This is a genomic window from uncultured Methanobrevibacter sp. (assembly GCF_902764455.1).
GTDB lineage: Archaea > Methanobacteriota > Methanobacteria > Methanobacteriales > Methanobacteriaceae > Methanocatella.
On sequence record NZ_CACWVY010000035.1, the window covers coordinates 1 to 14776 of the forward strand.

A 14776-nucleotide genomic window follows, 5' to 3' on the forward strand; every position below is an offset into this window, starting at 1 on the left:
TGTTGAATACTGTCCTGTATGATTTTTTAGATCCAACGCTATGACCTGACCTTAAGTGAAAATCTTCAATTAAATCCTGGTCTGTAGTGTAATACATTTCTATAACCTCTTTGTTATTTCTATAGATTAAACAACTGTCTCCTATAAAATCCATTTCGTAATTTTTTTAGTTATTCACCAAGTATATATAATTTATGTTACCGAAAGGGAACCATGGTCGGAAATAAGTATTGCGATACTTGAAGAAAGAGTGAATAATTTTAATTGGGGTTAGTGATGTAAGTATTTTAATTGATTGGGTTTTCAATTAAATTGATTTTGAGTATGAAAATAGTATCTTTGAAATGGTTAATCTACATGAAAAAATAAAAAAAGTTGAGGAATGAAATTCCCCATATTATTTTTTGAATTTTATAGTTTTCTTGACCTTGTCTTTGGCATAAATAACCTGATAGGCGTACATCTTGTTTGTCTTGAGCTTTTTATAGACACTATTTTTGATGATAAATGTTACAACACCTTTCTTGTTGATTTTAGCCTTGAAAGTCTTCTTGTTGAACTTCAAAGTGATTTTCTTGTTTTTAAGGTATTTGCCATTGACCTTTTTCAAGGTCACTTTTATTTTCACTGTTTTAGCTGACTTTTTGGCGTTGATGTTTTTGGCAGTTATGATACTTTTAACTGTGACTTTCTTGGTAACTGTGAGATTGGCATAGGTTGCTTTGACAGTATAGACTTTTGGAGCCAGAGTAATTTTCATTGAAGCATAACCACTAACATTAGTGGTTCTTGAGTAAGTCTTGCCATTAAGAGTTATTTTGACATTTTGACTTGCAAACGGCTGGCCGTCAATGGTCAGTCTGACCTTGAAGTACTTGCCGCTAGTGTATAGCATGTTAAGATTAAATCCTGTCAATTTGATGAGTGGAACATGTTCTTTTACAACAACACTTGATTTGGTTATCGGTGAGTATCTAGCATCTCCAGAGTATGTTACTGTAATGTTGTGAGACCCTATTGTGAGTTCTGGGATATTTACTGTTGCCTTACCATTAGCCAATGTTTCTGTGTAGTTTTTGCCGTCAACAGTTACTGTCAATGTGCCTGTTGCATCACTTGGCAAGCTGATGGAGTAGGCTGTTGAATCACCGCTTGGGACAGTGACAGTTTCATCAGTTACAGGAATGTTGACTTTCAAGACATTGAATCTGGTTGAATTTGAAGCAGGATTTAACTTGTCATCTCCAGCGAATTTAGCCAGTACAGTATAGTTACCCACAGCCAAATCAGAGATAGATACACTGGCCTCACAATTGCTAATGATAAGCTGATAATTCTTGCCATTGACACTAACAGTGACTTTACCATCCTCAAATGAAGATTTAACATTGATGATTGCATCATCGCCAACATTAACATCTTCCACATCAACAGTCAAATTAGAATCAGCTTTAACACTTGTGTTGGTATTATTGTCAATAGCGCTTCCATTGTCTAGAGTAGTATTAGTTGAGTTGTCACCAGTAGTGTTGGTTATATCCGTCCTGTTGACATTAACAACACGGGATTTAGTTATTGCCTCATATTTGCTGTCGCCGGAGTAACTTATGGTAATATTGTGAGGCCCTACTGCAAGTTCAGGGATTTTAACTGTTGCCTTACCCTTGACCAATTGGCATGTGTATTCTGTACCGTCAACAGTCACCGTTAATTTGCCTGTCGCATCTGATGGCAGATTGACGCTGTAGCCAGTACCATCTGATTGAGAAATAGTAATGGTTTGATTGTCCACTTGAATTTTCACTTTCAAAACACTTAAGGTAGTGGCATTTATTGACCTGCCGTATGTATCATCTCCCAAAAATTCGGCAATGACTGTGTAGTAGCCTTGGGTTAAATTTGAGATTGACAATCTGCCCCTATAATTATCGACAGTGACGTTGTATTCCCTACCGGCAACAGCGACAATCACTTTTCCTGAAATTACGCTTGTCGTAATGTTTACAGTTGCAACATCACCAACGTCAATATTGGCCGCTGCAACTGAAATTGAGGACTGCAATTTCTCAATCCTAACAGTTGCATCATTAAAGATGATGCTTTCATATTTTTCATCGCCGCTATAACCTGTATGTGCAGTATAGTTTCCAGGAGCCAAATCGGAAATGTTTAAGATAGCCCTGCCCCCCATGACATCGCAAGTGTAATTCCTATCGCCCACCTTGACAGTCAATGTGCCTGCCGCATCACTTGGCAAATCAAGGGCAAAGACAATGCCATCGACACTCAAGACGTCTTCTTTGAGTCTGACCTTAGATACTGTAAATGAGGTTGTGTTTGTACAGTCCCCATACTTATCGCTTGTAAAGTTAACAGACACAATATATTCTCCGGCTTTCAAATCAGGAATCGCAATTTGAGCGACACCATCATTAACGACTGCAGAGTAATTTTTACCACCAACATTAACAGTTACATTACCTCCTACACCATCAGGCATTTTAACATTAACAATAGCATCTTCACCAACGCTCATGTCATCTGCATCGACAGTTAAAGTAGCATCTGCCTTAACTACACTTACATTGCCGATTAAAGTTTTAGAATCATACTTGGCATCTCCCACATAAGTCAAGGTATAATTATATACTCCTGCAGGCAAACCCTCTATAACAATCTTATTGTCCTTATCGGCACTGTAGTTTTGATTGTTTAAGTTTACAATGACGTTTCCGGTTGCATCTGAAGGCAAGCTAATCTCAAAGACCAAAATTTCACCGGCAAAAATATCGCTGACATTGCTTGTTAAGTTTAAATCATATTTGCTTACAGTGAAATTGGAATAAACGATTTTATTAGCAAATCTCAAATCACCACAAAATTTAACACTTATATTGTAAACGCCTGCCTTTAAGTTGTAAAATAATTTGGTAAAGATTCCTTGATCGTTAATTGCTCCTGCGAAAGTTTCACCAGCGATTGTAATGATTACATCGCCTAGGCATTGCTTGTCAATGCTGATGTTGACAGTTGCATCCTCACCAACGAAAACATCATCCGCATCAATGACAATGTTAGGGTCTTTTAAAGGAGCGTAAGTCAAAATGACAATTCCTTTTTCAGTGGTGACATATATTGAACCATTTTTATCCATTATAGGATTGCCGGCAATATTGGATTCCAAAACAGATTTCCATAAAACATTTCCATCTGCATCAATTGCATAGAACTCATTATCACATCCCACATAAAGTGTTCCATCTCTGCCGATTAGAATTCCACCGGTAATCCTTAAATCACTTACTTTAGAGCCACTGCCGTCAATCAAGTCATAGCGATAGAGATTGCCTTTGGCATTTACTGTATACAATCCAATCTCATCATCCAAAACTAAGCTGCCGCCGATTCCACCGGTTACCTTGGTTTTCCAGATTTGTGAACCTGCAATAGAATAAGCAACGATGTAATTGCCTAAAACAGCGTAAATTACATTGCCCTCGCCAATCACTGGTCTTACATTTGCATAATCTCCTGATTTGATAAATAGTGTCTGCAATGTATTGGCGTCAAGTACCCTTAATCTGTCATCTGAGACAAGAACAATGATATCGTCGTTGACTGTTGGAGAGCATAAAGGTTCTGATTTGCCCAAATCGATGGATTCTATTTCGCCTCCAAACTCCCATGCCCGATATGGGATTTTAACAAAGGAATACCTGGAATTTGTAACCTGGTATTCGCTCATTATGTAAACGTTTGCATTCGAATCGATGATTGGTGCAAAAATGCTTGATCCCTGATAAATATTTGAAGAACCATACTTTTCACCGGTTGTCTGATTGATGAAATATACCTTATCACCGGATTTCGGAGAAATGACAACATCACGCCCGATTGCAGTTCCTGAAAAATTGCCTTCAATAGTATCTGAAATAAAAACGTATCTTAAGTTACCCTGATTATCATAGGAATAGATTCCATTGGATGTGGTGATGTAAATATTTCCTTCACTGTCAACTGTCAAATCACCAATAATCTTGTCATTAAAGTCTATAGCATATGATATTTCACCATTGCAGAAAGATTCATATATTGATTTTCCTGTGTTTCTGGCATCAAAACCTTGATTTGGCCATTGCGGTGCAGGATATTCACTAACCTTAAATGAAGTGGAATTTGAAACCGTGTGATAATCATTGCCGTTATAGACTGCAGTGATTTCATACTCACCAATTTCCAAATCAGAAATGACATACTCTACGCTGCCGGATAACGGAATTACAAGCAGGTCTTTGCCGATTGCAAAAGTGCCTGCAGTTTTGGCAGGAACATTGATTTTGACAACAGCGTCCTGACCTATTTTAATATCCTCACAAGATATATTGAATGTCAAGTTGGCTTTTGAAATTGTGAAGCTGGAAATTTCTGTCCTGTTAAAGTAGGTATCGTCACCACTATAGAAAACTGTGACTGTTTTATTGACTCCCGCTTCCAGATTAGATAATCTGATTGTTGCCTGACCATTAACTATCCTAGTGGAATTCATAGAACCATCAACAACAGCAGAAACGTTTCCTGTTGCGTTGTCATTCAATCTAACATTGACGACAGCAGTTTCGCCATAAACAATATCATCTACAGCCACATCCATTGATGAATTCAGATTATCAACTTCAATTTTAATGGAATCACTACTTGACAGGTACTTCTCATCACCATTATAAAGTGCAACAATAACATAATCGCCCCGAGTGATGCTTCTGATTGTGAAATTCGCTTTAGCATCAGTTAATGCTAAAGTTTCAAGAACATCATTTATATAAAGCGAAACATTTCCAACAGCATCATTAGGAACACTTATTTGAATTAGTAAATCCTCATTAACTTTTATTTCGCTTAAATCGATTTCAGTTATTGGAAAATGTTTATTTACATTAACATTGCTGCTTTTAACTTGTTCAATATACTTCTTATCGCCGGAATAGGTGACATTGACGATATAACTGCCTGCCTTTAAACCATTGAAAGTGAAAATAGTATTTGAACCTGAAATTTCAGACATTTTAGTATTATTCCCAACAGTTACAGTCAGATTTCCCCCTGCATCATCAGGCGCGTTAATTTGAACAATTAAATCGTCCCCAAACATCACGTCAGCGGTTTTAATGCCAATATTCGGATTGGACTTTAAAAACTCAAAAGGAATGCTTGTTTTGATATTGTTGTACTCTACCATTAATGAAGCATTTGAAAATCCGGTTAAAGTAAATGTGACTCTTGAATCGACAGAGGTACTGTTGATATTGCATGTTCCATTAATTGGAGTTAATCTTAAGTTGATTTCAGGCAAATCCATGTATTTGGTGTTGTTTAAATAAAATCCGAACTGCACTTGAGCAACATGATTATTCTCCAATGTATTAACATTGGAAGTGGCATTCAACACTATCCAATTGCTGATGACTAAATCATCAGGTTTATTTGGATTTTCTAAAGTGCTGCCCCACCAATTGTAATCTAAGGAATAGTTGGAACTGCCCTGAATGATGTTGGTGTTGTTTAAGATAATTGAATCCTTAATGCAGCTAAAACCTTGATTATTTACCAGTAATGCATCGTTATTGTTGAAAATTGATTTGGAAACAGTGATTGAATCTCCGTCGATAAGTTTGGAAGCATGATTGTTTTCAAAAATGCAATTTTCAATTATTACCGCACCATTAGACTCACTGATGAAAGCATCATTGTTTAAATTATTGATTTCCATCCTCTTTAAAGTGAAATTAGAATTTCTAATGTTGAAGGATGTTTGATCGGTAAATGCAGCATTGCCTTCACCCTTAATGGCAACATCATAAGAGATATCCAAGCGTTCACTATACTCACCATCCAAAACTAAGATATTTTTACAGTTTTGAGCCAACTCCAAAGCCTTGCGGACAGATTTTACCGGAGCATCCCTTGATTTACCACTATTATCATCACTGCCATTTTTGGAGACAAAAACATACTCACGAGTGCTGGTAACGGTTACCACATTAGTCTTTCTATTTGAAATCATAGGGATGACATAAACATCACAGATATCAAAATCGCCAAAATCAATAGTAAACGTGGTCGTATTTACAGTTTTAACATATTCGTCGTTAATATAAACATCATACCAAGTCCTATCTAAAATATCCTCTTCATAAAAATCTGGACGTGCCAAACTGGCAGTGACCTTTAAGGTTGCTTGTTCATTACCTGAACTAACTGATGTTAATGTCAAATTAGAAAATTCAATTGAATTGCCAAAATACTTATTTCCTGAAACATTATAAAAAGTATCGCTTAAATTTATATATAATACATCTCCGGCACGAGTATGATTGATAAATGTATTATTCGCAATTATGACATCAGGAGACCCATACTGTGGACCTCCATCCCTGGCATTTATCGCAGTGCCATAAGCTGCAGAATTTGCAATGAAAAGTGAATTTCTAACCTCAAGTGAACCTTCATCCATAAGAGAAATTGCACCACCACAACCAATTCCAGTTGTTGAAAGTGAATCTAAAGCCCAACATAAATTATTATTATTTTTAAATAATGAATCTTCAATATAAATTCTTGGAATTCCACTATATTTACAAGCCCCGATTGCACCTCCACCATTATTGGTAGTGCAATTGTTATCCACAAAAGTAGTGTTATAGATATTTGCAATATTATAAACGTATAATGCTCCACCATTCCAACCGGCAACATTGCCCGTGAAGTTAGAATTGTAAATATTTGTAATACCTGCACCATAAGTGGTTATTCCACCTGCCCATGCGGCAGAACGATTTTTATAAAATTTAGTATTATAAATGGTTAATTTACCCCAATTCATAATGCAAGTTGTATGCTCATATGCAAAATTATTTGCAAAATAACAATCGCGAACAACCATCGGTTGCAGTTCAGAAACCGTGATTAATCCTTTAGGAATATTGCAATTAACAAAAGAGCAATTATCTAAAATTGCATCCCCTTTTTTAAGAGCGATTACTGCACCATTACCTAATACTGTATTTATATAATCAAAATTACAATTTTTAAATATATAATTTCCATTTCCACCCAGTTGTATAAACTTTGCATCAGGGGAATATTGAAGGTAAACCCATTTAAAGGTAACATTTTCTAAAGTTAAACTTTTTTTATTATAATCTGGAACAACAATTGGAGTATATGTAACAAATTCTCCACCTTCTACAACATAACGAAAACCATCGGAGGGAACATAACATCTATGGAACTCAGAATCCCCAATATATGATCCCGCAGATCCAATAATTTTCACATTATTGTTAATTTTAATTTGATAATTCGAATCTGTCGGACTAGAGGGATAAAAATTTGTATTTTCTTTTAATCTTAAAGTATAATCCTTATCGGTTAGAGAACAATAATACTGTAATTCATCCCAATCATTAACAATAATTTCATCAGGTTCATCGCTCTTTAACAAATCCGATGAATCAACACTCTCAATTTCATCTAAACATTGACTGTTTGAATTGATTTCAGAAATATCGTCAGACATTGTAACATTACCTGAATCAATTTCATTTGCAGATACTGCACCAATACTCAAAATTAAGATGAAAAATATTAAAATAAAATAGGATTTATTAAAATTCATAAAAAAATATACCTCCATCTTATAAAAAAAAATAATAGAGAAAGAATAATTCCCTATTTTTTAACTGTAATTTTTTTGCTTACACCCTCTTTTAGATAAGTAACTCTATATGTGTATTTTTTACCTGCTTTGAGTTTTTTAAGAACATTATTCTTAATAGTAAATGTTGCTACTCCTTTTTTATTGGTTTTAACTTTATAGGTTTTGCCTTTGAATTTTAAGGTTACTTTCTTACCTTTCAAGTATTTATTATTCACTTTTTTCAAGTTTACCTTGATTTTAAGAGATTTTGCTGATTTTTTAAAGTTAATGTTTTTCGCTTGAATAATGTTTTTAACAACAACCTTATTAGTAATTGAGACATTATTGTAGGTTGATTTAACATTATATGTTTTAGGAGGCAAACTAATCTTTAGTGAAGCATAACTATTACTATCAGTAGTTCTACTGTATGTTTTACCATTGATAGTGATTTTAATGTTTTTTCCAGCTAACGCTTTACCATCACTTGTTAATCTGACTTTATAATACTTGCCACTGGTGTAGAGCATGTTAAGATTTGATCCAGTTAACTTAACAACTGGAACATCCTGAGGTGCAGTCTTATTAATGCTACCTGATTTGGATATTGAAGAATACTTGCTGTCACCAGAATAGATAACAGTAAGGTTGTGAGAACCAACACTTAATTGAGGAATACTAACAGTAGCCTTACCATTAACTAATTCAACAATATAGTTTTCACCATCAACAACAACCGTAAAATTACCTGTAGCATCAGAAGGTAAATTAATACTGTAACTGGTAGTATCAGCTGATTCTGAAATGACAATTGTTTCATTATTTATAGTCACTTCAACTTTTAAAACACTGAAAGGGGTAGTGTTTATTGAATAATTGTATGTATCATCACCTAAGTATTTAGCAATGACCGTATAATTGCCTACAGCCAAACCAGGAATAACTAATTGGCCAACATAGTTGTCAACAGTAACATCATAGTCTTTGTCATTTACTGTAATTGTGACTTTTCCCGAAAATACACTAAGTGTAATGTTTACAACTGCAGAATCGCCAACATTAATATTATCCACTAAAACAGAGATATTGGAGGGCAATTTATCAATACTTAAAGCCACATCATCAAATTAATTCTTATCATTAACATTAACAATTAATTCACCTATAGCATCAGAAGGTAAACTAACTATGAAAATAGTATCATTTACACTTAAAACATGCTTTGAAAGTTTAATCTTAGACACAGCAAATGAAGTAGTGTTAAAAGAAGAACTATAAATATCATCACCCAAAAATCTAGCAATAACTGTATAATCCCCTGCACTTAAATCAGGAATCAATAACTGACCATTATAATTATTAACAGAAACATTATAATCATTATTATCAACACTCACCATTACTTTTCCTGAAACAACACTAACAGTAATGTTTACAACTGCAGAATCGCCAACATTAATATTATCCACTAAAACAGAGATATTGGAGGGCAATTTATCAATACTTAAAGCCACATCATCAAATAGCATTACCACCAACTACATTTTGAGTGTAATTCTTATCATTAACATTAACTGTAAATGTGCCTGTAGCATCAGAAGGTAAATTGAGTGTGAAAACAGTACCATTAACATTTAACACATATTCTACGAGTTTAACTTTAGTTACGCTAAATGAAGTAGTATTTACACAATCAATATATTTATAACTGATAAAGTAAACTGAAATCGTATAATTATCTGCTTTCAAATTAGGGATACTTATTTTTGAAACACCATTGTTTACAGCAGCAGAGTAATTTTCACCATTAATAATGGTTGTTACATTGCCTTCAACATTGTCTGGCATTTTAATATTAACAATAGCATCCTCACCAACATTAATACTAGCCACATTAACCGATAAATTAGTATCTACTTTATTTACAGATACACAACCCGTTAATGTTTTGTATTCGTATTTGTCATCACCAGAATAGACAAAAGTATAATTGTAATTTTTTGCAGATAAGTTTTCGATGATGATTTTATTATCTTTGTTGGCTGTGTAGTTTTGATTGTTTAAATTTAAAGTGATTGTTCCTGTCGCATCACTTGCTAAACTAATGTCGAAGACTAAACTTTCACCCACAAAAATGTCTGAAGTGTTGACTGTTAAGTTAGAGTCATATTTATATACTGTGAAATTAGAATAAACGATTGCATTAGCAAATCTTAAATCACCAGCAAATTCAACACATATATTATGTGTGCCTGCTTTTAAGTTAGAAAGTGTTTTTATGAATATTCCTTGATTATTAATTGTTTCTGTGTAAGTTTTTCCATCGATTGTGATTATTATATCACCAAGGCATTGATTGTTAATGCTAACATTAACTGTTACATCATCTCCAACGAAAGCATCATTAACACTGACATTAATATTCGGATCTTTTAAAGGAGCATAATTTAAAGCAACGAGACAATTATTGGTAGTAACATATATTGAACCATTTTTATCCATTACTGGACTGCCTGTAATATTATATTCTAAAATGGATTTCCATAAAATATCCCCTGTTGGATTTAATTCATAAAATATATTATTTGATGCTAAATATAAATTGCCATTACTTCCGATTAAAATACCAGAGGTTATTTGTAGATTAGAAACTAGAGACTCTTTACTTGTGATTAAATCATATTTATACAAATTGCCTTTTGAATTTATGAAATATAATCCGTTTTCAGAGTCTAAAACTAATTCTTTTCCCACTCCTCCAGTTACTTTGGTTTTCCATAATTGAGCACCAGCAGATGAATATGCAACTATATAATTGCCTAAAACTGCATAGATTATGTTGCCTTCGCCAATTATTGGTTTTATACTTGCATAATCTCCTGATTTGATGAATTTGAATTGCAATGTTTTTGCATCAAGTACCCCAAGTTTACCTTCAGATAGTACAACAATAATGTCATCATTCACTACTGGTGAAGATAACGGTTGTGTTTTACCTAAATCAGCATATTTGATTTCTCCACCATATTCCCATGATTTATATGGAATTTTAACAAGTTTATAAGTATTGGAATCATATTGATATTCACTTGCGATATATAGATTGGAATTTGAATCTATAGTTGGTGCAAATAAGCTGGATCCCTGATACAAGTTAGAGGAACCATATTTAAAACCGTTAGTTTGGTTAATGAAGTATAGTGTGTCTCCTGCACTTGGTGCAACAATTACATCACGGCCTACACATAAACCGGAGAAATTGCCTTCTAAAGATTCAGATGTGAAGTTCCACCTTAAATTACCATTATTACCAAAAGAATACACTTTAGAACTTGTTGCAACATAGACATTTCCTTCACTATCAATAACTAAATTGCCAACGATTTCTTCATTAATTCTGTTAATCCATTGCATTTCTCCATTTGTGTTGCTTTCGTATGGGGATTGGCCGGTGTTTTCACTGTTAAATCCGTCATTTTGCCATTGCGGGATAGGATATTCTAAAACTTTAAATGAAGTGGAATTTGAAACTGTGTAATAGTTATTGCCATTATAAACCGCAGTAATCACATATTCGCCCACTTCCAAATCAGGAATAATGTATTCGACAATGCCGGATAATGGAATCTTAAATACCTCATCGTTGATTGTGAAAGTACCGCTTGTCTTTGCAGGAACTTTAATATGAATTATAGCATCCTGACCTATTTTAATATCATTAGATGAAATGTTAAATGCAAGATTAGCTTTATTTATTGTGAAATTAGTTTTGAGTGTTTTGTTAAAATATGCATTATCACCAGTGTAGAAAACGATTGCTTCTTTTAGACCAGCTTCTAAATTTTTGAGCTCGATATTTGCTTTACCATTTTGGACAATGCTAGTATTTGTGATTGCGTCCACGCTGACACTTACATTGCCTGTTGCATCATCATTTATTGTAAGTTGAATTAAAGCTGTTTCGCCATAAACGATGTCCATAATTACAACATTTAGTGTTGCATTTAAATTATCCACTTCAATAAAGTTTGAGTCACTGCTTGATAAATATTTTTCATCCCCATTATAAGTTGCAGAAATTATATAATCCCCACGAGTGATGTTTTTAATTGTATAATATGTTTTAGAGTTGTTTAATATTAATGTTTCAGTGTGATTATTGATTTTAAGAGTTATATTACCTGTAGCATCATTTGAAGTAGTTATTGTTAAAACTACATCTTCACCTACATTAACAACTCCAATATCCAAATTTGTTGTTGAATCATGTTTGAAAACAGTCAGTGAGGTGTTAATTTCTTTGGATAAGTATTTATCATCACCAGAATAGATTACATTAACAATATACTCATTTGCTTTAATGTTTTTAAAAGTAAAAATCAGATTGTTAGTGTTGATGATTTTATTTTGACAAGCATCATCAACATTAACTGTTAGATTACCAGTCGCATCCTTTGGAAGATTAACATTAATGATTAAATCATCTCCAACCATGATATTTTCTGTCTGGACATTGATATTTGGATTTGTTCTGACAAATTCAAAATTCAGTGCTATTTTAATATTGTTATATTCTGCTATTAACTTTCCATTATTTAGGGATGTTAATGTATATTCTATTTTTGAGTTTGAAAAAGTTGAATTGACTGAAGTACCATTAATCGGAGTGATGAACAATACAATATTTCTTAAACTAGCATATTTTGAAACTGTATTATTTTCAAACAGATTGAATGCAAAGTTAATTAAAGCAACATGATTAACTTCTAAGCAATTAACATTAGCGGATGCATTTAAAACTAACCAATTATTTACTTTATTATATGGAGTTAAATTGTAATTTTCTATTATATTTCCCCACCAATTGTAATCTAAATTATAATCTGCATTTTGACTGATTAAATCAGTGTTATTCAATAATATTGAGTTAGTGATTGTCGCAAATCCAGTAGTGTTAATAATTAATGCTTTATTGTTTTTAATAATTGAATTGGTTATTTTAACTGAATTAGCTCCAATAAGTGAAGATGCACAATTATTTTCAAAAATGCAATTATCGATGATTAAATTATTATTCTGCTGACTAATGAAGTATTTTGAATTTAAATTATTAATGTTGATATTTTTTAAAGTGAAATTAGCATCAATGACATTGAATGACATTTTATCAGTAAATGCGACATCACCCTCGCTTTTTAGAGTAACATTATAATTAATTTCTAAACTTTCACTATACTCCCCATCCAAAATAATAATATTCTGACAATTTTTAGCCAATTCTAATGCTTTTTTTATTGATTTAACTGGATTATTCCTTGAATCTCCATTATTATTATCATTGCCTAATTTAGAGACAAAAATATATTCACGAGTGCTAACAAGAGTTACTACATTTGATTTTCTATTTGAAATTGTAGGAATAACATAAACATCACAAATATCAAAATCTCCGAAATCTAAAGTAAAAATTGTAGAATTAACAGTTTTAACATATTTATCATTAACATAAACATCATATAAAGTTTTATCTAAAATATCTGAATCATAATATGAAGGATGAGTTAAACTAGCAGTGATTTGTAAAGTTGATTGATCTTTATCCACATTTAATGTTGTTAATGTTAGATTTGAAAATACAATTGAATTACCTAAATAATAATTATCTGAAATATTGCATAATGTGTCATCTAAATCTACCATTAATGTATCTCCAGCACGAGTATGATTAATAAAAGTATTATTTACAATAATAACATCTGGAGATCCATATACTGGTCCGCCCGTTCTAGCATTTATTGCAACACCATTAGCTGCCGCATTTGCAACGAAAATAGAATTTCTAACTTCAAGTGAACCTTCATCCATCAAAGAAATTGCACCACCACAACCAGTTCCAGTAGTTGAAAGTTCATCTAAAGACCAACATAAATTCTCATTTTCTTCAAAATACGAATTTTCAATATAAACATGAGGTGCTGACATATGTTTACATGCTCCAATTGCACCACCACCATTATTTGTAGTACAATTATTGCCTATAAAAGAAGTATTATAAATTTTTAAAACACTATAAGTGTACAATGCTCCACCATTCCACCCCGCAACATTATCTATAAATGTAGAATCATAAATTGTCGCACTAGCATAATAATGTGTATGAATTGCCCCTGCCCAGACACTCGCACGATTTTTATAAAAAGTAGTATTATAAACAGTTAAAATAGCACAATTATTAATACAACCTGGTTCGGTTCTTGCAAAATTATTCTCAAAATAACAATCCTTAACTACCATGCGTGCATTGGTATAACTATCTTTATTGTAAACACTTACACAACCAAAATCAGTAGTGCAATTTGTAAATGAACAATTTTCTAAAAGAGCATCTCCTTTTTTAAGATAAACAATACAAGAATGCCCCATCATTGTATTAATATTTTCAAATACACAATTTTTAATAACATTCTTTGCATTACCTCCCATTTGAAGAAATACCCCATCCGGACTATAAAATACATAAATCCATTTGAAAGTAATATTTTCTAATGTTAAACCCCTACGATTATTATCCGGAACAATAATTGGTGCATATTTAATAGGATCCCCATCATCAACAACATAATGCCCATCCTTAATATAAGCATTACGTGGACAAGAATCACCAAAATATGCTCCATCACTTCCAATAATTTTCACATTATTATTAATTACAATTTGATAATTAGGCTCAGAAGGATAAAAATTAGTATTTTCTTTTAATTTTAAAGTATAATCTTTATCCGATAAAGAACAATAATATTGTAATTCTTCCCAATTATTTACTGTGATAATATCTTCTGATTGACTAGTTTGAAGTAATTCTTGAGAAGAAATAGAATTTTCAATAGTTTTTGTTAAATTAACCCCATAAACAATTGTATCTTCAACATTATTTACCCCATACAACTCAACATCATTAGGGTTTTCAATTGAAGAAACATCTTGACTTGAGGAAATATTAGTATCATCAACTGCTGAAACATTACTGATTCCCATAATCAATAATATCAACAAAAATAAAAAAAGGAACTTTTTAAAATC

General features: G+C 32.6%; 4 protein-coding genes. All 4 read right to left on the minus strand.

Annotated elements, in window-relative coordinates; all coding sequences use genetic code 11:
* Positions 1 to 397: 397 nt before the first annotated feature.
* Genes QZU75_RS10135 through QZU75_RS10150 form a run of 4 tightly spaced genes read right to left on the minus strand, consistent with a single transcriptional unit; the run spans position 398 to position 14731 of the window.
* Entirely contained in the window at positions 398 to 7675 is a 7278-nt protein-coding gene (locus QZU75_RS10135) for an Ig-like domain repeat protein (protein WP_296883501.1), read from the minus strand.
* 53 nt (positions 7676 to 7728) lie between these two features.
* On the minus strand, positions 7729 to 8814 hold the full coding sequence (locus tag QZU75_RS10140; protein WP_296883502.1) for an Ig-like domain-containing protein: 1086 nt from the start codon (positions 8812 to 8814) through the stop codon (positions 7729 to 7731).
* A 9-nt stretch (positions 8815 to 8823) separates the two neighbouring features.
* Positions 8824 to 9234 carry an Ig-like domain-containing protein gene (locus tag QZU75_RS10145; protein WP_296883503.1) on the minus strand — a complete coding sequence of 137 codons (411 nt, stop codon included), beginning with the start codon at positions 9232 to 9234 and terminating at the stop codon, positions 8824 to 8826.
* Entirely contained in the window at positions 9215 to 14731 is a 5517-nt protein-coding gene (locus QZU75_RS10150; protein WP_296883505.1) for a PQQ-binding-like beta-propeller repeat protein, read from the minus strand. The genes QZU75_RS10145 and QZU75_RS10150 overlap by 20 nt, the downstream gene beginning before the upstream one ends.
* Positions 14732 to 14776 lie beyond the last annotated feature (45 nt).